The organism is Amycolatopsis sp. NBC_00355, assembly GCF_036104975.1.
In the GTDB taxonomy this organism is placed as follows: domain Bacteria; phylum Actinomycetota; class Actinomycetes; order Mycobacteriales; family Pseudonocardiaceae; genus Amycolatopsis.
In genome coordinates, this window is the sequence record NZ_CP107982.1 from 9,387,950 (window position 1) to 9,408,177 (window position 20,228).

21 protein-coding genes are annotated in these 20,228 nt (G+C 70.1%); 18 read left to right on the plus strand and 3 right to left on the minus strand.

The features are described from left to right. On the plus strand, nucleotides 1-360 hold the full coding sequence (locus OHS18_RS43665; protein ID WP_328614759.1) for a hypothetical protein: 360 nt from the start codon (nucleotides 1-3) through the stop codon (nucleotides 358-360). A 1-nt stretch (nucleotide 361) separates the two neighbouring features. Next, complete coding sequence (locus OHS18_RS43670) at nucleotides 362-1,480, plus strand: serine hydrolase domain-containing protein (protein ID WP_328614760.1); 1,119 nt, start codon at nucleotides 362-364, stop codon at nucleotides 1,478-1,480. Nucleotides 1,481-1,510: 30 nt separating this feature from the next. On the opposite strand, the gene OHS18_RS43675 is transcribed toward OHS18_RS43670, so the two are convergent. Together OHS18_RS43675 and OHS18_RS43680 are read right to left on the minus strand one after the other, a co-directional pair. Next, nucleotides 1,511-2,554 (minus strand): acyl-CoA dehydrogenase family protein, encoded by a 1,044-nt coding sequence (locus OHS18_RS43675; protein WP_328614761.1) that lies wholly within the window; start codon nucleotides 2,552-2,554, stop codon nucleotides 1,511-1,513. A 22-nt stretch (nucleotides 2,555-2,576) separates the two neighbouring features. Next, nucleotides 2,577-3,758: an acyl-CoA dehydrogenase family protein gene (locus OHS18_RS43680; RefSeq protein ID WP_328614762.1), complete on the minus strand. Its 1,182-nt coding sequence runs from the start codon at nucleotides 3,756-3,758 to the stop codon at nucleotides 2,577-2,579. 70 nt (nucleotides 3,759-3,828) lie between these two features. On the opposite strand from OHS18_RS43680, the gene OHS18_RS43685 reads away from it, so the two are divergent. The 14 genes from OHS18_RS43685 (at nucleotide 3,829) to OHS18_RS43750 (ending at nucleotide 16,794) form a co-directional block, all read left to right on the plus strand. Further along, nucleotides 3,829-4,020 (plus strand): ferredoxin, encoded by a 192-nt coding sequence (locus OHS18_RS43685; RefSeq protein ID WP_328442679.1) that lies wholly within the window; start codon nucleotides 3,829-3,831, stop codon nucleotides 4,018-4,020. An 83-nt stretch (nucleotides 4,021-4,103) separates the two neighbouring features. After that, nucleotides 4,104-4,961 (plus strand): 3-oxoacyl-ACP reductase, encoded by an 858-nt coding sequence (locus OHS18_RS43690; RefSeq protein WP_328614763.1) that lies wholly within the window; start codon nucleotides 4,104-4,106, stop codon nucleotides 4,959-4,961. Further along, on the plus strand, nucleotides 4,955-5,716 hold the full coding sequence (locus tag OHS18_RS43695) for a glucose 1-dehydrogenase (RefSeq protein WP_328618683.1): 762 nt from the start codon (nucleotides 4,955-4,957) through the stop codon (nucleotides 5,714-5,716). The genes OHS18_RS43690 and OHS18_RS43695 overlap by 7 nt, the downstream gene beginning before the upstream one ends. Before the next feature lie 90 nt (nucleotides 5,717-5,806). After that, complete coding sequence (locus tag OHS18_RS43700; RefSeq protein WP_328442677.1) at nucleotides 5,807-6,595, plus strand: MlaE family ABC transporter permease; 789 nt, start codon at nucleotides 5,807-5,809, stop codon at nucleotides 6,593-6,595. Then, nucleotides 6,595-7,452 (plus strand): MlaE family ABC transporter permease, encoded by an 858-nt coding sequence (locus tag OHS18_RS43705; protein ID WP_328614764.1) that lies wholly within the window; start codon nucleotides 6,595-6,597, stop codon nucleotides 7,450-7,452. Before OHS18_RS43700 ends, OHS18_RS43705 begins: the two co-directional genes overlap by 1 nt. Then, entirely contained in the window at nucleotides 7,449-8,783 is a 1,335-nt protein-coding gene (locus tag OHS18_RS43710) for an MCE family protein (RefSeq protein WP_328442676.1), read from the plus strand. Before OHS18_RS43705 ends, OHS18_RS43710 begins: the two co-directional genes overlap by 4 nt. Further along, nucleotides 8,780-9,817: an MlaD family protein gene (locus OHS18_RS43715; protein WP_328614765.1), complete on the plus strand. Its 1,038-nt coding sequence runs from the start codon at nucleotides 8,780-8,782 to the stop codon at nucleotides 9,815-9,817. The genes OHS18_RS43710 and OHS18_RS43715 overlap by 4 nt, the downstream gene beginning before the upstream one ends. Continuing rightward, a complete protein-coding gene (locus tag OHS18_RS43720) occupies nucleotides 9,814-10,845 on the plus strand; it encodes an MlaD family protein (RefSeq protein WP_328614766.1) in 1,032 nt (343 codons plus the stop codon). Before OHS18_RS43715 ends, OHS18_RS43720 begins: the two co-directional genes overlap by 4 nt. Then, a complete protein-coding gene (locus OHS18_RS43725) occupies nucleotides 10,842-12,035 on the plus strand; it encodes an MCE family protein (RefSeq protein WP_328442673.1) in 1,194 nt (397 codons plus the stop codon). Before OHS18_RS43720 ends, OHS18_RS43725 begins: the two co-directional genes overlap by 4 nt. Then, a complete protein-coding gene (locus tag OHS18_RS43730) occupies nucleotides 12,032-13,204 on the plus strand; it encodes an MCE family protein (protein ID WP_328614767.1) in 1,173 nt (390 codons plus the stop codon). The genes OHS18_RS43725 and OHS18_RS43730 overlap by 4 nt, the downstream gene beginning before the upstream one ends. Next, on the plus strand, nucleotides 13,201-14,436 hold the full coding sequence (locus tag OHS18_RS43735) for an MCE family protein (protein WP_328614768.1): 1,236 nt from the start codon (nucleotides 13,201-13,203) through the stop codon (nucleotides 14,434-14,436). The genes OHS18_RS43730 and OHS18_RS43735 overlap by 4 nt, the downstream gene beginning before the upstream one ends. Continuing rightward, nucleotides 14,433-14,915, plus strand: coding sequence for a hypothetical protein (locus tag OHS18_RS43740; RefSeq protein ID WP_328614769.1), 483 nt, complete (start codon nucleotides 14,433-14,435; stop codon nucleotides 14,913-14,915). Before OHS18_RS43735 ends, OHS18_RS43740 begins: the two co-directional genes overlap by 4 nt. After that, nucleotides 14,912-15,397: a hypothetical protein gene (locus OHS18_RS43745; protein ID WP_328614770.1), complete on the plus strand. Its 486-nt coding sequence runs from the start codon at nucleotides 14,912-14,914 to the stop codon at nucleotides 15,395-15,397. The genes OHS18_RS43740 and OHS18_RS43745 overlap by 4 nt, the downstream gene beginning before the upstream one ends. A gap of 167 nt (nucleotides 15,398-15,564) precedes the next feature. Then, complete coding sequence (locus OHS18_RS43750; protein ID WP_328614771.1) at nucleotides 15,565-16,794, plus strand: HNH endonuclease signature motif containing protein; 1,230 nt, start codon at nucleotides 15,565-15,567, stop codon at nucleotides 16,792-16,794. Nucleotides 16,795-17,355: 561 nt separating this feature from the next. Here the strand turns inward: OHS18_RS43750 and OHS18_RS43755 are convergent. Then, nucleotides 17,356-17,832, minus strand: a complete 477-nt coding sequence (locus tag OHS18_RS43755) for a hypothetical protein (RefSeq protein WP_328614772.1) — start codon at nucleotides 17,830-17,832, stop codon at nucleotides 17,356-17,358. Between the two features lie 63 nt (nucleotides 17,833-17,895). Here OHS18_RS43755 and OHS18_RS43760 point away from each other — a divergent pair, with 63 nt between their 5' ends. Both OHS18_RS43760 and OHS18_RS43765 read left to right on the plus strand, forming a co-directional pair. Further along, entirely contained in the window at nucleotides 17,896-19,137 is a 1,242-nt protein-coding gene (locus OHS18_RS43760) for an aminotransferase class I/II-fold pyridoxal phosphate-dependent enzyme (protein WP_328614773.1), read from the plus strand. 116 nt (nucleotides 19,138-19,253) lie between these two features. Beyond that, the gene (locus OHS18_RS43765; RefSeq protein ID WP_328442665.1) at nucleotides 19,254-20,228 is read left to right on the plus strand and encodes a ferritin-like domain-containing protein; all 975 of its coding nucleotides are present in this window, start codon (nucleotides 19,254-19,256) and stop codon (nucleotides 20,226-20,228) included.

Sequence of the window (20,228 nt, forward strand, 5' to 3'; positions counted from 1 at the left end):
GTGGACCCGCTCGCCGCACCACCGGCCTGGAGTGCCGCGGCCTCCCGCGTTGCGTTGCCGGCTCGCCGCGTGATCACCCGGCGGCCTGAGGCGGATTCGCTCGCCGCGCCGCCGGTCCATCACTCGATCACCCGGCGGGCTGCGTGTGGCGCGTTCGCCGCGGTGCCGGCTCGCCGTGCGATCACCTGGCGGTCTGAGGCGGATTTGCTCGCCGCGGTGCCGGCCCGTCACGCGATCACCCGGCGGGCTGCGTGTGGCGCGCTTGCCGCACAACCGGCTCGCCGCGTGATCACCTGGGGGACTGACGTGGATACGCTCTCCACTCTGCAGGCCCGTCACGCTATCGACCCGGGGGATTGACGTGGACTCGCTCTCCGATGTGCTGGCCCGGCACGCCGGTGACCTGCCCGGCGCGGTGGCGCTCGTGGCCCGCGGCGGGCAGGTGGAGGTGGCCGCGGTGGGCTCGGCCGACGCCGGCGGGACCGTGCCGATCGCGCGCGACTCGCTCTTCCGCATCGGGGCCCTGACGATGCCGATCGTGGCCGCCGCTGTTCTGCTGCTCGTCGACGACGGCGAACTCGGGCTGACCGATCCGGTCGCGCGGTGGCTGCCCGAGCTGGCGGACCCGGTGGTCGTCCGGACGCCGGCCGGGCCGGTCGACGACGTCGTGCCCGCGGTGCGGCCGATCACCGTCGAAGACCTGCTGACGTCGCGGTGCGGCTACGGCCTCGCGGCCGACCCGGAGCTGCCCGCCGTCGACCTGCTGTTCCAGGTGCTCGGCCACCCGGCCGGGCCGGTGCGGGCCGGGGGGCCCGACGAGTGGCTGGCCGCGCTCGCCCAGGTCCCGCTGCTGCGCCAGCCCGGGGAGGCGTGGCTCTACGCCACGAGCGCGGACCTGCTGGGGGTGCTGATCGCGCGGGTGACGGGCCGGCCGCTGCCGGAGTTCCTCGCGGAGCGGCTGTTCGGGCCGCTCGGCATGGCCGACACCGGGTTTTCGGTGCCGACCGCCGCGCTGGGCCGGTTCACCAGCGCCTTTCGGCGGAGCGCGGCGGGGCTCGTGCTCGCCGACGCGCCGGAGGGCCGCTGGAGCAGCCCGCCGACGTTCCCGTCGGGCAGCGGCGGCCTGGTCTCGACGGCCGACGACCTCCTGGCCTTCGCCCGCGCCCTGCTGTCCGGGCACCGGCTGCTGACGCCGGAATCGGTGCGCCTGCTGACGACGGACCACCTGACGGCCCCGCAACGCGCGGCGGCGCGGCCGTTCCTGCGTGGCCTGGGCTGGGGGTTCGGCGGCGCGGTCGACGTGGTCGCGGTCCAGCCGTGGCAGGTGCCGGGCCGCTACGGCTGGATCGCCGGCGCGGGCCCGGCCGCCCACCTGACCCCGGCCACGGGCACGGTCACGGTGCTGCTGACGCAGGTCGAGGCCGCCGACCCCGCGCCGACCGAACTGATGCGCGAGTTCTGGACCTACGCGGCGAAGTAGCCGCGTCGGCCCCCGTGCGCGAACCGCCGGTCAGGGTTCGGTCGCGAGAAGGTCGCCCAGGGCGAGGAGCTGCGGTGTCGCCGGGCCCAGCAGGAACTCCAGGCGTTTCGCCGCCACGAAATACCGGTGCACCACGTGGTCGACGTCGATGCCGACGCCGCCGTGGACGTGGACCGTCGTGTGGGCCACCCGGTGGCCGGCCTCCGCGGCCCAGAACTTCGCCGTCGCCACCGCCTCGGTCGCGTCGAGGTCCGACGCCAGCCGCCACGCCGCCTGCAGGGACGTCAGCCGCACCGCTTCGACGTCCACGTACGCGTCCGCGAGACGCTGGCGGACCGCCTGGAAGCCGCCGATCACGTGGTCGAACTGCTTCCGCTCGGCCGCGTACGCCGCCGTCAGCTCCAGGGCCCGTTCGACGACGCCGAGCTGCTGCGCGCACACCCCGGCCGTCCCGCGCAGGCGCAGCCACTCGCCGATCGGGCCGAGGGAAATCCCGGCCACGTCGGACAGTTCCACCAGCGCCGCGTCCGCGTGGTCGACCGTCTGCTGCGGCCGGACCGTGACGCCCGGAGCGGCCGCGTCGACCAGGAACACCTCGCCGGACGTCGTTTCCACCAGCAGCCCGTGCGCGTACGCGCCGAACGGGACCGCGGACTGCGAGCCGGTCAGCCGGCCGCCGGTCACCCAGCAACCGCACGGCGCGCCCGGGTCCGGCAGGGCCACCGTGAGCACGCGCTCGCCGCGCAGCACCGGCAGCACCCAGCGGTCCACCAGCTCCGGCGTGCCGAACTCCGCCAGCGCCGACGCCGCCATCGTGATCGACGTCAGGTAGGGGACCGCGGCGACCGCGCGGCCGATCTCGGTCAGCACCGCGCACTGTTCCAGCAGCCCGAACCCGCCGCCGCCGAGCGACGACGGCAGCGCCGCGTCGAGCACGCCGGCCTGGCCCAGCGCCGTCCACAGTGGAGCGTCGAAGCCGCCGGTGCCGTGCGGGTCGTGGGTGAGTTTGTCTTCCAGGATCCGCCGGGTCAGCGCGGCGAGGTCGGCCGACGCCTCCGAAGGGGTGAAGTCCATACAGCTCCTAACTGAGACGCTCCTAGCGCGTGACGGGCAGGCCGAGGGCGGTCGCGGCGATCATGTCCCGCTGGATCTCGTTGGTGCCGCCGCCGAAGGTGAGGATCAGCGCCGAGCGGTGCTGCCGTTCGATCCGCCCGGCCAGCAGCGCGCCCGGTGAACCGTCGCGGACGACGGCCGCCGCGCCGAGCACCTCCATCAGCAGCCGGTAGGCCTCGATCGCGAACTCGGTGCCGTACACCTTCGTCGCCGACGCGTCGGCCGGGCCCAGCTCGCTCGCCGCGGCCGCCCAGGCGATCCGCCAGTTCCGCAGCTTCAGGTACTCCGCGCCGGCGTGCACCCGCGCGAGGTGCAGCCGCACCCACTCCGTGTCGATGACGCGGCTGCCGTCCGGCTGTTTCGTCCGCTTCGCCCAGTCCAGGACGTCGCCCAGCGCCTTGCGGATCGGGGCCGACGACGTCAGCGCGACGCGCTCGTGGTTGAGCTGGTTGGTGATCAGCGGCCAGCCCGCGTTCTCCTCGGCCACGCGCGCCGACACCGGCACGCGCACGTCGTCGTAGTACGTCGCGCTGGTACCCGCGCCCGCCACCGTGTGCACCTTGGTCCAGGAGAACCCGGGCGCCGTCGTCGGCACGATCAGGATCGACAGGCCGCGGTGCTTCTTCGCCTCCGGATCGGTCCGGACGGCGAGCCAGACGTAGTCGGCGTGCTCGATCAGGCTGGTCCACATCTTCTGGCCGGTGACGACGTACTCGTCGCCGTCGCGCACCGCGCGCGTCCGCAGCGACGCGAGGTCCGTGCCGGCCTCCGGCTCGGAGTAGCCGATCGAGAAGTGCAGCTCGCCGGCGGCGATCTTCGGCAGGTAGAACGCCTTCTGCTCGTCGGTGCCGTAGCGCATGATGGTCGGCCCGACGGTGTTCACCGTCAGGAACGGGACCGGCACCCCGGCGACCGCCGCCTCGTCGGTGAAGATGAGCTGGTCGAGCATCGGCCGGCCCTGCCCGCCGTACTCCTGCGGCCAGCCGAGCGCGAGCCAGCCGTCCTTGCCCAGCTGCCGGACGACGTCCTTGTAGGCCAGGCCGTCGCCGTACTCGCCGCCGCCGGTGCGGAGGCCCTCACGACGCTCCGGCGTCATCAGCTCGGCGAAGTACTCCCGCAGCTGCGCGGCCAGTGCGCGCTGCTCCGGCGTGTAGTCGATCCGCACCCGTCACCTCGATCCGGCGTTATAGTAGAACCTGTTCTAGTTGTACCAGGACTGACCCGGCGGAGGAAGCATGGAGATCGGCGTCGACCGTTCGCTCTGTGAGGCGAACGCGGTGTGCGTGGGGTTCGCACCGGGCATCTTCGACCTCGATGACGACGAAGAACTGGTAGTCCGGCCCGGTCCGGTGCCGGACGACCAGGTGGAACGGGTCTCCGACGCGGTGAAGGGCTGCCCGAAGAACGCCCTGTTCATCGTCAGTTAGCGGCGTTTACTGAAAGGCTTGCCCAAAACAAGAACAGATTCTAGTGTAGGCGCGACATCCAGGACTCGATGAGGAGGCCTCGCGTGAGCCTGAGCGGCAGGACAGCGATCGTCACGGGTGCCGCCGCCGGGCTGGGACGGGCCGAAGCGCTCGCCCTGGCCGCGCGGGGCGCCACCGTCGTCGTCAACGACATCGGGGAACCGAAGGACGTCGTCGAAGAAATCGAAGCCGCCGGTGGCCAGGCCGTCGCCGTCGCCGGAGACGTCGGCGAGCGCGCCACGGCCGACACGCTCGTGGCCGCCGCGCTCGACCTCGGCGGGCTCGACATCGTCGTGAACAACGCCGGCGTGCTGCGCGACAAGATGCTGTTCTCGATGTCCGACGACGACTGGGACACCGTGCTGCGCGTCCACCTGCGTGGGCACTTCCTGTTGTCCCGCAACGCCGCGAAGCACTGGCGGGACAAGTCCAAAGAGGACGGGAAGCCGGTGTACGGGCGGCTGGTGAACACCGCGTCCGAGGCGTTCCTGATCGGTTCGCCCGGCCAGCCCAACTACGCCGCGGCGAAGGCCGGCATCACCGCGCTCACCATGTCGGCCGCCCGCGGCCTGGCCAAGTACGGCGTCCGCGCGAACGCGATCTGCCCGCGCGCCCGGACGGCGATGACCGAGGGCGTGTTCGGCGCCGCCCCCGCCGAAGGCACCGACCCGCTCTCGGTCGAGCACGTCGCCCCGTTCGTCGCCTACCTCGCCTCGCCCGCCGCCGAGCACGTCAACGGCCAGGTGTTCGTCGTCCACGGCGGCTCGGTCGCGCTGGTCGAAGCGCCGCGGATCGAGCGGCGCTGGTCGCTCGGCGAGCTGGAAACGACCGTCACCGACTACTTCGCCGGCCGCGACCCCGGCCGGATGTTCGCCGCCACCGAAATCCTGGAGGAATCGTGAGGCTCGACGGGAAGATCGCCCTCATCACCGGTGCCGCGCGCGGACAGGGGGAGGCCGCCGCCCGCGCGTTCGCCGCCGAAGGCGCGAAGGTCGTGATCGCCGACATCCTCGACGACGAGGGCAAGCAGCTCGCCGCCGATCTCGGCGACGCCGCCGTCTACCAGCACCTCGACGTCGGCAGCGAGGACGACTGGGCGACGGCGATCGAGCGGACCACCACGGAGTTCGGCGCGCTGAACGTGCTGGTCAACAACGCGGGCATCCTCCATTTCTCGGAACTGGGCAAGACGACCCTGGCCGATTACGAGCGGGTCATCCGGGTGAATCAGATCGGGGCGTTTCTCGGGATGCGCTCGGTCGTTGAACCCATGACCGCCGCCGGCGGTGGCTCCATCGTCAACGTGTCCTCTGTGGAGGGTCTGGCCGGGATGCCGTACCTCGTCGCCTACACCGCGAGCAAGTTCGCGATCCGCGGGATGACCAAGGTCGCGGCCATGGAACTCGGCAAGAAGCACATCCGGGTCAATTCGGTGCACCCCGGCGCGATCGACACGCAGATGGTGTCGACCGCGGCCGGCGGCCAGAAGGTCGACATGTCGTACGTCGGCAAGAAGGTGGCCCTCGGCCGGGTCGGGCAGCCCGAAGACATCGCGAAGCTGGTGCTGTTCCTGGCCAGCGAAGAAAGTTCGTACTGCACGGGTTCGGAATTCGTGGCCGACGGCGGGGCGACAGCGTCCCACGCGCTCAACTTCTAACAGGAACGACGTTGGTAAACACCGCTAACGAAAAGCGGACACCGGGTATGGACGACACTCGGGGGTGAGCGACTACTTCTGGGAGGTGTGGTGAGCGACAGCACTGGCACGCTCCCGGGAACCGCGGCGCTGACGCAGGTCGGCCGCCTCGCGACGCTCTCGTGGGAGGTCCTGCGCGCGATCTTCAAGCGCCCCTTCCAGACCCGCGAGTGGATCCAGCAGTGCTGGTTCTTCGCCAGCGTCACCATCCTGCCGACCGCCCTGGTGGCCATCCCGTTCGGCGCGGTGATCGCGCTGCAGCTCGGCTCGCTGACCGCGCAGATCGGCGCCCAGTCCTTCACCGGCGCGGCCAGCGCGCTGGCCATCGTGCAGCAGGCCAGCCCGCTGATCACGGCGTTGCTCGTGGCCGGCGCCGGCGGCAGCGCGGTGTGCGCGGACATCGGGGCGCGCAAGATCCGCGAAGAGATCGACGCCATGGAGGTGCTGGGCGTCAACCCGATCCAGCGCCTGATCGTGCCGCGGGTACTGGCCGCCATGGTGGTTTCGGTGCTGCTCAACGGCTTGGTCAGCGTCGTCGGCGTGCTCGGCGGGTACTTCTTCAACGTCGTCCTGCAGGGCGGCACGCCCGGCGCGTACCTGGCCAGCTTCAACGCGCTCGCCCAGGTCCCGGACCTCTGGATCAGCGAGATCAAGGCGCTGCTCTACGGCTTCGTGGCCGGCGTCGTCGCGGCGTTCCGCGGCCTGAACCCGCCGCCTGGACCGAAGGGCGTCGGCGACGCCGTCAACCAGGCCGTCGTCGTCACGTTCCTGCTGCTGTTCCTCATCAACGTCGTGCTCACCGCGATCTACCTGCGGGTCGTCCCGCCGAAGGCCATGTGATGACGGCCGAGCCGATCGACCGCGCCGACCAGGACCGGACGCTGGAGTACCTCGCCCGCCCGGGCCAGAGCCTCGAAGGCCTGGGCAAGCTGCTGTCGTTCGCCGCGAAGGCGCTCGCCTGGTCGCCGCGCACGATCCGCCGCTACAGCCGGGAAACGCTGCGGCTGCTCACCGAAGTCTGCTTCGGCACCGGCGGCCTGGCGGTCATCGGCGGCACCCTCGGCGTGATGATCGGGATGACGCTGTTCACCGGCCTGATCGTCGGCCTCCAGGGCTACTCCGCGCTCAACCAGCTCGGCACGGCCGCGCTCACCGGGTTCATCTCCGCCTACTTCAACACCCGCGAGGTCGCGCCGCTCTCGGCCGGGCTCGCCCTGAGCGCGACGGTCGGCTGCGGGTTCACTGCCCAGCTCGGCGCGATGCGGATCTCCGAGGAGATCGACGCGCTGGAAGTCATGGCCGTGCCGAGCATGCCGTACCTGGTGACGACCCGCGTGCTCGCCGGCGTCGCCGCGGTGATCCCGCTCTACGCGGTCGGCCTGCTGTCGAGTTACCTCGCGTCCCGGCAGATCACCATCTGGCTCTACGGCCAGTCCGCCGGTACCTACGACCACTACTTCACGCTCTTCCTGCCCCCCGGCGACGTCTTGTGGTCGTTCGGGAAGGTGATCGTGTTCAGCGTGCTCGTGATCCTGTCCCATTGTTATTACGGCTACACCGCGAGCGGCGGCCCGGCCGGCGTCGGCGTGGCCGTGGGCCGCGCGGTGCGGACGTCGATCGTGCTGATCTCGGTCCTGGACTTCTTCCTGTCCCTCGCGATCTGGGGCGCCAACACCACGGTGAGGATCTCCGGATGAGGAAGGCACTCCGGCAGCGGCTCCGGTACCAGGTGCTGGGGCTCGCTTTCCTGCTCGTCGCGGCGTTGTTCATCGCCTTCACGCTCGCCGTCTACAACAAGGCGTTCACGGCGGTGACGCTGGTGAAGCTCGAGACGGACCACGTCGGCAGCCAGCTGCGCACGGGCGGCGACGTCAAGGTCCGCGGTGTGGTCGTCGGCGAAGTCCGGTCGGTGCTCGCGAAGGGCGACCACGCCGAGCTGGAGCTCGCGCTGGATCCGGGCAAGACGGCCGTCATCCCCAAGAACGTCTCCGCGCGGCTGCTGCCGAAGACGCTGTTCGGCGAGCGGTACGTCGCCCTGCAGCTGCCCGGCCGCTCCGCCGGGCCGATCAAAGCCGGCGACGTCATCCCGCAGGACCGCAGCAGCAGCGCGATCGAGCTGCAGAAGGTCCTCGACGACGTGATGCCGCTGCTGCAGGCCGTCCAGCCGGAGAAGCTGTCGAGCACCCTCACCGCCGTCGCGACCGCGCTCGACGGCCGCGGCAAGCAGCTCGGCCAGACCCTTTCGCAGTTGTCGGACTACCTCGGCAAGCTCAACCCGTCGCTGCCCGACATCAAGGCCGACATCACCGGCCTCGCGAACGTCTCGGCCACCTACGACAAGGCCGCGCCCGACCTGCTGCAGGCGTTGTCGGACCTGACGACGACGAGCCGCACGATCGTCGAGAAGCGCACGCAGCTGAGCGACCTCTACGCGACGGTGTCGGCCGCGTCGGTCGACCTCACGAACTTCCTGCTGGTCAACAAGGACAACCTGATCCGGCTCACCACCGCCGTCCAGCCCACGCTGGACGTCCTGGCGAAGTACGCGCCGGAGTACCCGTGCCTGTTCCACCAGCTCGCCGGTGAGGTCGCCCCGGCGGAGCTGGCGTTCGGCAAGGGCACCGCGCACCCCGAGGTCAGCCGCGTCACCATCGAGTTCAGCGCCAGCCGCGGCAAGTACCTGCCGGGCGTCGACGAGCCGAAGTACGAGGACAAGCGCGGCCCGCGCTGCTACCCGCAGGTGCCGAAGCCGGGGTACTGGCCGCAGTACCCGCCGGACGGCGCGATCGAGGACGGTTCCAGCAAACCGGCGCCGCCGAAGTCACCCGGCGGCACCCTGCCCGGCCCGATCACCGCCGGCGGCGGCGCGATCGGCGGGTCCGGCAGCATCGTCGGCTCGGCCGACGAGTCGGAGCTGATCGCCCTGCTCGCGTCACCCGCGCTCGGCGCCACCCCGGATCAGGTGCCGGGCTGGGCCGGCCTGCTCGTCGGGCCGCTCTACCGCGGGGCGGAGGTGGAGCTCAAGTGAGGAGTTTTGTCCCGTCGCTGGTGAAGCTGCTGGTGTTCGCCGTCGTCACGGTCCTGTTCACCGGCGTCCTCGCGGCCACCATCGCGAACACCAACTTCGGCGTCACCTCGGGCTACCTGGCGAAGTTCACCGACGCGTCCGGGCTCAAGGAAGGCGACGACGTCCGCATCGCCGGGGTCAAGGTCGGCCAGGTCGACACCATCGACGTCGAGGTGGGGGAGCGGAACCTCGCCGAGGTGCGGTTCGACGTCGAGCACACCTACCGGCTGCCGGAGTCGGTGACCGCGACCATCAAGTACCGGAACCTCGTCGGCCAGCGTTATCTCGCGCTCGGCACCGACGTCCCGGGGGACAAGGCGCTGCCGGACGGCGGCACGATCCCGCCCGAGCGCACCAAACCCGCGCTTAACCTCACCGTGCTGTTCAACGGGTTCAAGCCGCTGTTCAAGGCGCTCAGCCCGAAGGACGTCAACCAGCTCTCGGGCGAGATCATCAGCGTCTTCCAGGGCGAGGGCGGCACGATCACCAGCCTGCTGCAGCACACCGCGTCGCTCACCACCGCGATCGCGGGCAAGGACCAGGTGATCGGCCAGGTGATCGCCAACCTCAACAGCGTGCTCGGCACGGTCAACGCCCACGGCCCGCAGCTCGGCGACCTCATCGAGCAGACCCAGAAGCTGGTCAGCGGCCTGGCCGAGCAGCGCAAGCCGATCGGCGACGCGGTCACCGCGCTCGGCGACCTCGCCGTCTCGACCACCGGCCTGCTGGCCGACGCGCGCCCGGCGCTCAAGGACGACGTCGCGCAGCTCGGCACGCTGTCGCAGCACCTCGGCGACTCCGGCGAGCTGCTCAACCACCTGCTCGAGGTGCTGCCGGGCAACCTGCAGAAGTTCACCCGGACCCTGAGCTACGGCAGCTGGTTCAACTACTACCTGTGCGGGATCAACGGCACCATCGGCATTTCCTCGCTCGACATCACCCTGCCGATCATCCCGATCCCCGGCACCCAGCGGGCGGAGAGGTGTGGTCCGTGAAGCGGCTGAAGGATCGCAACCAGGCCGCGGTCGGCGCGGTGACGCTCGTGCTGATCGTGCTCGTCACGGCCACGACGTACTTCTCCGACCAGCTCCCGTTCTTCGGCAACGGCACGACGTACTCGGCCTACTTCGGCGAGTCCGCGGGACTGGCCCCGGACAACGAGGTCGAGATCGCCGGCGTCAAGGTCGGCACGGTGTCTTCCGTGACGCTCGAGGGCAAGCAGGTGCTCGTCCGGTTCCGCGTCAAAGGCGTCCGGGTCGGCGACGCGACGACCGCGTCGATCGAGATCAAGACGCTCCTGGGCGAGAAGTACCTCGCGCTCGACACCAAGGGCGACGGCACCCAGGAGCTAGACGCGACCATCCCGCAGGCCCGCACGCGCACGCCGTTCCAGCTGCAGGACGCGTTCGACCAGCTGTCCACCACGGTCGGCGACATCGACACGAAACAGCTGGCCGACAGCTTCAACGCGTTGTCCGACAGCCTCAAGGACAGCCCGCAGTACCTGAAGGACACGCTGAACGGCTTGTCCTCCCTGGCCAAGACGGTGTCCTCGCGTGACGCCGACCTGCACACTTTGCTGGCCAACACCAGCCAGGTGTCGAAGACCCTGTCCGACCGCAACGCGCAGCTGCAGCGCGTGATCAGCGACGGCAACCTGCTGCTCACCGAGCTGCAGAACCGCAAGACGGCGATCCACGCGCTGCTCACCGGCACGCAGCAGCTCTCGCAGCAGCTGTCCGGGCTGGTCGCGGACAACCGCACGCAGCTGAAGCCGACGCTGGACAAGCTCGGGAAGGTGACCGACATCCTGCAGCGCAACCAGGGCAACCTCGACAAGAGCCTGCAGCTGATGGCGCCGTTCGCCCGCGTCGGCGCGAACGCGACCGGCAACGGCCGCTGGTTCGAGGGCTACCTGTGCGGGCTGCTCCCGCCGACGATTACCGTGGGCGGCCTGTCCATCAACCCCGAGGGCTGCACCCCGCCGATCGCGGCGCCGAACCAGGGGGTGGGTCGCCGATGACGATCCGGACCTATCGCGGCCGCAGCCTCGCGACGTGGGTGGCGTTCGCCTGCGTCGTCGCGCTGATCCTCACCGCCGGGCTCTGGCTGGTGTTCCGCGAATCCAGCGGCACGAAGCTGTCGGCGTACTTCGGCAAGACCGTCGGGCTCTACGCCGGTTCGTCGGTGCGGGTGCTCGGCGTGCCGGTCGGGCGGGTCACCGACGTCACGCCGCAGGGGGACGCGGTGCGCGTCGACATGCAGGTCGACGAGGTGCAGCTGCCCGCCGACGTCGGCGCGGTCGTCGTCGCGCCGAGCCTGGTCAGCGACCGCTACGTCCAGCTCACCCCGGCCTACGACAGCGGCCCGGTCCTGGCGACCGGCACGGTGCTGCCGCGCGATCGCACCGCTACGCCGGTCGAGCTGGACGACCTGTACTCCAGCCTCGACAAGCTGTCGACGGCGCTCGGCCCGAACGGCGCGAACAAGGACGGCGCGCTGTCGGGCGTCCTGGACACCGCCGCGGACGCCTTGCGCGGCAACGGGGCTTCGCTGAATTCGACGGTCGGGCAGCTCGCCGACCTCGCCAAGACCCTCGACGGCTCGAAGGACGACCTGTTCTCCACCGTGCAGAACCTGAATTCCTTCACCGGCGCGCTCGCGCAGAGCGACCAGCAGCTCAACGAGTTCTACGGCCGCGTCGCCGACGTCAGCCGGTTCCTCGCCGACGACTCCTCCGACGTCGGCGCCGCGCTGCAGTCGCTCGGCGGCGCGCTCGGCGACGTCCAGCAGTTCGTCAACGACAACAAGACGGCGCTGGAGTCCAATGTGGACAAGCTGGCGTCGCTGTCGAAGGTGCTCGTCGACCAGCGGGCGTCGCTGGCCGAGGTGCTCGACATCGCGCCGACCGGCGCCACCAACTTCATCAACTCCTACGACGCCGCGTCGGGCACCATCGCCGTGCGCGACAACCTCAACGAGCTGACCAACCCGCCGATCCTCACCGTGTGCCGGCTGATCAGCGCGGGCACACCGAAACCGATCCCGGACACGCTGGGGAACATCTGCAAGCAGCTCGCGCCGATCCTCGACGGCGCGCTCAAGCTGCCGACCATCCCGCAGGTGCTGAACTCCCTGCAGAACGGCGAACTCCCGCCGCTGCCGCTCCCGCTCGTCGACGTGATGGAACAGCTTTCCGGCGGTGCCAAGTGAAGCGGCTCGCGGGAGTGCTCGCCGGGATCCTCGTGCTGGCCGGCTGCAGTGACGGCGGGTTCAACGGCCTCTACGGCACGCCGTTGCCGGGCGGCGCCGACGTCGGCGACCACCCGTACCACGTCACCGCGCTGTTCACCGACGTCCTGGATCTGGTGCCGCAGTCGAGCGTCAAGGTCAACGACGTCGCGGTCGGCCGGGTCGACAAAGTGACTCTCACGCCGGACACGCGGTCCGCGCTCGTCTCGATGACCGTCAACGGCGACGTCGCGCTGCCCGCCAACTCCCGCGCCGAGCTGAAGCAGTCGAGCCTGCTGGGCGAGAAGTTCGTCGAGCTGAGCGTGCCGACCGCGGAACCGGCCACCGGGAAACTGGGTGACAACGCGCAGATCCCGCTCGGGCGCACCAACCGCAACCCCGAGGTCGAGGAGGTGCTCGGCGCGCTTTCCCTGCTGCTCAACGGCGGCGGCGTCGAGCAGATCCAGAAGATCAGCCACGAGCTGAACGACGCGCTGTCGGGCAACGAGCCGGAGATCCGCGCGCTGCTGTCCCGGGTGGACGAATTGGCGACGCAGCTCGACGGGCACAAGACCGAGATCCTGCGGGCGATCGACGGGCTCGGGAAGCTGTCGGCGACGTTGAAGGGCCAGACGCAGAACCTGTCGAACGCGCTCGACAACCTCGCACCGGGCCTGAAGATCGTCACCGACCAGCGGGACCAGCTCGTCGGGATGCTGAACGCGCTCAACTCGTTGTCCGGCGTCGCGACCGACACCGTGACGAAGAGCCGGGACCAGCTGGTCGCGAACCTCAAGACGTTGCAGCCGACGTTGACGAAGCTCGGCGAGGCCGGCCAGGACCTGCCGAACGCCCTGCAGATCCTGCTCACCTACCCGTTCCCGGACTACGCGGGCAACGTCATCAAGGGTGACTACGCGAACGTCGAAGCGACCGTGAACCTGGATCTCGACAAGCTGATCCAGAACTTCACGAACTCGTCGCAGCCGCCGATCGCGCTGCCCAACACCATCGGCGGCGTGCCGTCCACCAGCACTGGCACCGCCGCGCCGCCGCCGTTGCCGCTGCCCGACCTCGGGACGGTGACCGGGCAGAGCGGCGGCACCGAACTGCTGGGCGGCCTGCTGGGCCTGATCGGCGGTGGCCGGTGATCACGCGCAAAACCCGCATCCAGCTGATCGCCTTCGTCGTCATCGCGGTGGTTTCGGTCGTCTACGCGGGCGGCAAGTACGCCGGTCTGGACCGGCTCTTCGGCAGCCGCGGCTACGTCGTCACCGCGCAGCTGACCGACTCCGGCGGCATCTTCGTCAACTCCGAGGTCGCCTACCGCGGCGTCACGGTCGGGCGCGTGACGTCGATGACGCTCACCGACCACGGCGTCGACGTCGCGCTCGACATCGACTCCGGCGGCCCGGACATCCCGGCCGACGCGCACGCGCAGGTCGCGAACCGCTCGGCGGTGGGGGAGCAGTTCGTCGACCTGCTCCCGCAGCACGACGGCGGCCCGTACCTGCAGGACGGCTCGGTGATCACGCCGGACAAGACGTCGCTGCCGCCGTCGCCGGACACCGTGCTGACCCACCTCGACGACCTGGTCGCGAGCGTTCACCCGGACTCGTTGCGCACGGTCGTCGACGAGACGTACAACGCCTTCGCCGGGGCGGGCCCGGAGCTGCAGCAGCTGCTGGACAGCACGAGTTCGCTGACCGCGGTGGCCACGCAATACGTCCCGGAGACCCAAGGCCTGCTGGCGAATTCGCGGATCGTGCTGACCACACAGGAACGGCAGGCCGCGAACATCACGGACTTCGCGAGCGGGCTGCGCACCATCGCGGGCCAGCTCAAGACGTCCGATCCGGACCTGCGGCGGGTGATTTCGGAGGCACCGCAGCTGAGCCGGCAGATCAGCGACGTGCTCGCGGCGTCCGGCACCGACCTGGGCGTGCTGTTCGCGAACCTGCTGACCACCGCGCAGATCACGTCGTCGCGCAAGGACGCGATCGAGGAACTGCTGGTGGCGTACCCGATCATCTCGGCGTTCTCGCCGTCGACGTCCCCGGACGGCACAGGGCACCTCGGCGTGGTGTTCAACTTCTTCGACCCGGCTTCGTGCACGAAGGGCTACGAAGGCACGAAGGAGCGTCCGGCGAACGACACGTCCGAGGCGCCGGTGAACATGAACGCCTACTGCGCCGAGCCGCCGGGCAGCCCGACCGGGGTGCGCGGGTCGCAGAACGCGCCGTACGCGGGCACGCCGCCGGCGATCCCGGCCGCGCCTTCGCAGACCGCGTCGGCACCGTCGCAGGCCCAGCTGCCGGGGATGCTGAGCCTGCTGACCGGGCCGTCGGCGGGCGGCCTCGGCAAGTTGCTGGGCGCACCGTGAAGGTCTGGGTCATCGCCGCGGTGGTGGCGGTGCTGGCTGCAGGTTTCTCCGGCTGGTCGTGGTGGCACGCGGCGGCCGACGACTCCCTGGCGCGCGGCCGCGAACGTGACGCGGTCCTCGCGGCGGCCGGCCCGGAGCTGGTCACGCTGAACACGATCGACTACCGCAACGCGGGCGCGGACGTCGACCGCTGGATCTCGGCGTCGACGGGCCAGTACGGCAAGGACCTCGCGGGCGACCGCCAGCTGCAGATCGACCGGGCCACCACGGCGCGCACCGTCTCGACGGCGTCCCTGGTGGAGGCGGCGGTCACGGAGATCGACGCCCCCACGGGGAAGGCGCGGCTGCTGGCGGTGCTGGACGTCCGGGTCTCGACGGCCGGTGCTCCCGCTGCCGCCCGCATGAACCGGCTCACCGTGGACGTTTCGCGGTCGGACACCGGGTGGAAGGTCGCGGGCGTCCAGGCGGCGGGCTCATGACCCGGATCCTGGCGGCGGTGGTCGTGGTGGCCCTGGGCCTTGCGGTCTGGTTCGGCGTCGAGACGGCGTCGCTTTCGCCTTCTACCGACAACGCGGCACTGGTCGACACTGCGGCGACCGCTTCGGTCACCGCCGAAGTCGGCGACGCGGTGAAGGCGGTTTTCTCCTACGACTACGCCAATCTGGCCCGTACCGAGCGGGCGGCGTCGGAGTACCTGATCGGTGACGCCGTTCGTCAGTACCAGGCTCAGTTCGCTTCGGCTCGCTCTCGGGCCGCGGCTGAGAAGCTGGTCCGGACTACTACCGTGCGGGCGATCGGGGTCCGGTCCTTGGTGGGGGACGATGCTTCGGTACTGCTTTTTCTGGATCAGCAGACGGTGGCTCAGGGTGGGGGAGCGCCGTCGTCTTCCGTGGATCAGCTCTCTGTTACTGCGAAGCGGGTTGATGGTCGTTGGAAGCTTGCGGCTCTTGTGGCGCTTTAGGTTCCCCGCTTTTCAAGATGCGGCTTCGCCGGGGCGTGGGAAATCGGCGCTTCTTGTGGTTGTTTCCTGCTGTGGTCGGCAGCGCCGATTCCCCACGCAACGGCGACCCTGCCGTGATCATCCTTTCGTGTGATGAACACGTGTTCGTTTGGCGGTAATCTTGTTGTGTGGACGGCGAAGCGGTGTGGAAAGCGGATGCAGTGGCCTTGGCCGACCGCATCAGCTCGCTGCTCGGTGTTGTGCGGTCTGCTGAGGCTGAAATTGGTTCGCTGCTGGTGGAAATCGAGTCTCGTGGTGTGATGGAGCTGTTTGGGTATCGTTCTGTTGCTCGGTTGTTCGAGCATCTTGCCGATGTTTCCAAGGCGTCCGCTGATCGTGTGGTGAAACGGGCGCGGGCTCTCAATGCCGGTCGTGCTCTTGATGGCAGTGCCGTTCCCGCTGTTGCTCCGGCCACTGGGGGTGTGGCTGCTGGTGGATCGTTGAGTAGTCCGATGATCGACGCCATTGTCGAGGCTCTTGCGCAGGTTCCGTCCGAGTGCCGCGACGACGCCGAGCGGAGCCTGCTGTCCTTCGCTTCCGAGGCCGGGCACAAGCAGGTCGCTGCGTTGGGGGCACGGATCGTGGCCCACCTTGATCCTGATGGCGCCGAACCCGATGAGGCCGAACCTTCCGTGCCTGCCCGGGAGCTTTCGTTACGCCGTAAGAGATCCGGGGTCTGGGAGTTGAACGGTCGCCTCGACGAGGAGACCGGCGCCCGCGCCAGTGCCCTGCTCGACTCGCTGGCCGAGCGCCGCACCGCTGACGACGGCGCCGACTTCCGCTCTCCGCAGGAACGCTACGGCGACGCCTTCTCCGACGCCGTCGACCTCGCGTTGAACTCCCCGGACCTGCCGACGCAGGCCGGCGAACGGGCCCACGTGATGGTCGCGGTTTCGCTGGCGGACCTTCGGTCCGGGGTCGGCCGGGCCACCCTCGGCGACACCGGCACCATGACCGCGGCCGAAGCCCGGGTGCACGCCTGCGACAGCATGCTGATCCCGGCGGTCCTGGGCGAGAAGAGCGAACCCCTGAACCTGGGCCGCCTGCGCCGCCTGATCTCCGCCGGGCTGCGCCGCGCCCTGTTCCTGCGCGACCGAGGTTGCGCATTCCCCGGTTGCCACCGCCCGCCGCGGCACTGCCAAGGCCACCACATCCGCCACTGGGCCGACGGCGGCCCCACGGACCTGACCAACCTGGTTCTGCTGTGCGCCCACCACCACCGGCTGCTGCACCGCTCCGGCTGGGAGGTCAGCATCGCCGCCGACGGCCTACCCGAGTTCCGGCCACCGGCGTTCCTGGACAAGCGCCGAAAACCCAGGCGCAACAACATCCACCAACCACTGCCGTTCGCGGCATGACCAACCGAACAGGGAAAGGCCCGAAGCCATCGGCTCCGGGCCCACACCCATGCCCGGTGCTAGGTCCGAGCCGAAGGTCCCTTCTCACCTGCGACGAGCGGAACGGTTCGTTCGCCGAGCCCTATCAACAGGCCCCGCCCTGGGACGCGATGCCAGACCGCCGTCAACGCGCAACACCAGGCTTCCTGAAGGTGCCGCCGTCAGAGCCGCGCAGCGGCCGAGTCCTCAGCGTTGGTGGATGGAGCTTTCCGGACGCCCAGCGTCCCGAATCCTCCATCGACACCCCGCGGCCACCTCAGAGCCGCGGCGCCAATCACGCGATCAGGCGTTCCGGGGCGCCTGAAGCACCACAGTGCACCCACCTCGTCGACGGGAACGGCCGACCACTGGTGACGTTGACCGGTCCGGGCAAGCCGAGGACGCATCGATGTTCCCGCACTTGATGCGGCACCTGGCGATCCGTCGAGCCGGGCACCGCAAACGCCGCGGCTCCCGCGGCGGGCGCCCGGCTGTTCTCCATGCCGCAGTCACCTGGACCAGCACATTGTCAGACCCGCGGCACTAACCGTCCCAGACCGCCGCGCCCTGCCTCAGCACTTCCACCTCGGAGGGGGCCGACACCGGCCACATCTCCAGCACGTACTCGAAGTGCTCGCCGAACTCGTGCTCGTTCCACTCGGTCGCGGGCGGGCCCGCCGGGACGTACGACACCCGCGCCCGGTACAGCCCGGGCAGCACCGAGAAGAACTTTTCCTGCGACGGGTAGTCCGCGGGCCCGGAAATCACGAGTTTCCCGCTCGGCACCGGAAGATCCGCTTCCACCACGTGCTCGGCCTCGGCCCTCAGCGCAGGCGGGCCGGGAACGAGCGTCACCGATGATTCCACCAGGTCCGACCGCGCCGTCACGATCGCGAGGCCTCCCGGCTCCGCGGCGATCCGGTGGTCGACCGCCTGTGCGGTCCAGCCGCTGCCGTCCAGCTTCGACCGGGAATCGCGGACCGAGAACTGGCGCTGGTCGGCGTGGACGACGAGATGCACGCCGATCACCCTAGCCAGGACCCGCCCCGAAATGGTATCGGCGCCGGGTTTAGCGTTGACGCCATGACCACTGCTTCCGTCGACGTCGACACGGCCCGCGCCGACTACGCGGCCCTCGTCGACCGCGGCCTCTCCCTCGACATCACCCGCGGCAAGCCGTCCCCCAAGCAGCTCGACCTCGCGAACGCGCTGCTGGACCTCCCCGGTGACGGCACCTTCAAGGCCGAGGACGGCACCGACGTCCGCAACTACGGCGGCCTCAAGGGCCTGCCGGAGCTCCGGCGCATCTTCGCCGGCGCCCTCCAGGTGCCGGCCGGGCAGCTGCTCGCCGCCGGCAACTCCAGCCTCGAGCTGATGCACGACGCCGTCGTCCACGCCCTGCTCGGCAAGGTCCCCGGCGCCGAGCGCCGCTGGGCCGACGAGCCGCGCGTCGCGTTCCTCGCCCCGGTCCCGGGGTACGACCGCCACTTCGCGCTCACCGAGCGGTTCGGCATCGAGCTGATCCCGGTCCCGATGACCGACGAAGGCCCCGACATGGACGTCGTCGAGCGCCTCGTCGCCGAGGACGCCGGCATCAAGGGCATCTGGTGCGTGCCGAAGTACAGCAACCCGACCGGCATCACGTTCAGTGACGACGTCGTGCGGCGGCTCGCCTCGATGACCACCGCGGCGCCGGACTTCCGGATCTTCTGGGACAACGCCTACGCCGTGCACCACCTGACCGACGACGAGCCGGCCCTCGCCGACATCCTCGCCCTCAGCGCCGAGGCCGGGCACGCCGACCGCCCGTTCGTCTTCGGCTCGACCTCGAAGATCACCTACGCCGGTGGCGGCGTCGGCTTCTTCGGCGCGTCCGAGGCCAACCTCGCCTGGTGGACCGGCCTGATCGGCAAGCGCACCATCGGCTCGGACAAGGTCAACCAGCTGCGGCACGCGCTGTTCCTGAAGGACGAGGACGGCGTCCGCGCGCACATGCGCAAGCACGCCGAGATCATCGGCCCGAAGTTCGCGGCCGTCGAGCGCATCCTCACCGAAGAGCTCAGCGACCTGGCGTCCTGGACCAAGCCGACCGGAGGCTACTTCGTCTCGCTGACCGTGCCCGAGGGCACCGCGAAGGAGGTCGTGCGGCTGGCCAAGGAGGCCGGGGTCGCGCTGACCCCCGCCGGGGCGACCCACCCGCACGGCGACGACCCGGCCGACGCCGTCATCCGCATCGCGCCGACCTTCCCGGAGCTCGCCGACGTCGAAGAGGCCGTCCGCGCGCTGGCCGTCTGCGTCCGGCTCGCCGCGGCTCAGCGGTCCTGACCAGGGCAAACAAAACCGGCAAGAACTTTTTTCCGTTTTGACCGAGCCGGGGGCCGTCCGGGTACGTATGACCGGTGGGTGAGGTGGACGAACTCGTCACGAGAGGACGTCCCCCGGTGTTCGGAAAACGCTACACACAGCAGCTGATCGAGCGCAGCGCGGAGAACGCGACCGACCGCCGCCGCTTCCTCAAGGCTGCGGGAGCGGCGGGGCTCGGCGTCGCGGGCGCCGGTGCGCTCGGCACTGCGCTGTCCTTGGGCCTCGGCTCGGCCGGCGCGACTTCGCAATACGGTGCGCAGGGAGGTGACGCCGCGAAGGAGGCGGCGAGCGACGCCGCAGTGCTGAACTTCGCGCTCAACCTGGAGTACCTGGAAGCGAACCTCTACTCGTTCGCGGTCTACGGCTACGGGCTGAACGACAAGTACATCAACGGCGTCGGCAACCTCGGCAAGGTCTCCGGCGGGCACGCGGTGAAGTTCAAGAGCGAGCACACCAAGCAGATCGTGCAGGAGATCGCGGGTGACGAGGTCGCCCACGTCACCTTCCTGCGCAAGGCGCTGGACAAGGCCGCCGTCGCGCAGCCCGAGATCGACTTCCAGAACAGCTTCACCGCCGCCATGCAGGCGGCCGGGGTCATCAACATGCAGCAGACGTTCGACCCGTTCGCGAGCGAGAACAATTTCCTGCTCGCGGCCTACCTCTTCGAGGACGTCGGTGTCTCGGCGTACAAGGGCGCGGCGCCGCTGGTCAACAACAAGACGTTCCTCGACGCGGCGGCCGGCATCCTCGCGGTCGAGGCGTACCACGCGGGCATCGTGCGCTCGCAGCTGTTCGAACGCGGCCTCGGCGACGTCACCAACAAGATCTCCGACGCCCGCGACAGCCTCGACGGCAAGGCGGACGACGACGAAGGCGTGCTCAAGGACGGCAAGGCCAACCTCGTCCCCGCGGACGCCAACGGCATCGCGTTCGGCCGCTCCGCCGACCGCGTGCTCAACATCGCCTACCTCAACCCGGACAAGGTCTCCTCGGGCGGCTTCTACCCCCGCGGCCTCAACGGCGACATCGCCACCAGCGGTGCCAAGGAGTGA

What these genes read in the sequence shown, in the direction of transcription:
- OHS18_RS43675 (WP_328614761.1), bottom strand. Translation starts at nt 2,554, where the DNA reads ATGGACTTCACCCCTTCGGAGGCGTCGGCCGACCTCGCCGCGCTGACC.
- OHS18_RS43685 (WP_328442679.1), top strand. Translation starts at nt 3,829, where the DNA reads ATGGAGATCGGCGTCGACCGTTCGCTCTGTGAGGCGAACGCGGTGTGC.
- OHS18_RS43705 (WP_328614764.1), top strand. Translation starts at nt 6,595, where the DNA reads ATGACGGCCGAGCCGATCGACCGCGCCGACCAGGACCGGACGCTGGAG.
- OHS18_RS43710 (WP_328442676.1), top strand. Translation starts at nt 7,449, where the DNA reads ATGAGGAAGGCACTCCGGCAGCGGCTCCGGTACCAGGTGCTGGGGCTC.
- OHS18_RS43725 (WP_328442673.1), top strand. Translation starts at nt 10,842, where the DNA reads ATGACGATCCGGACCTATCGCGGCCGCAGCCTCGCGACGTGGGTGGCG.
- OHS18_RS43745 (WP_328614770.1), top strand. Translation starts at nt 14,912, where the DNA reads ATGACCCGGATCCTGGCGGCGGTGGTCGTGGTGGCCCTGGGCCTTGCG.
- OHS18_RS43760 (WP_328614773.1), top strand. Translation starts at nt 17,896, where the DNA reads ATGACCACTGCTTCCGTCGACGTCGACACGGCCCGCGCCGACTACGCG.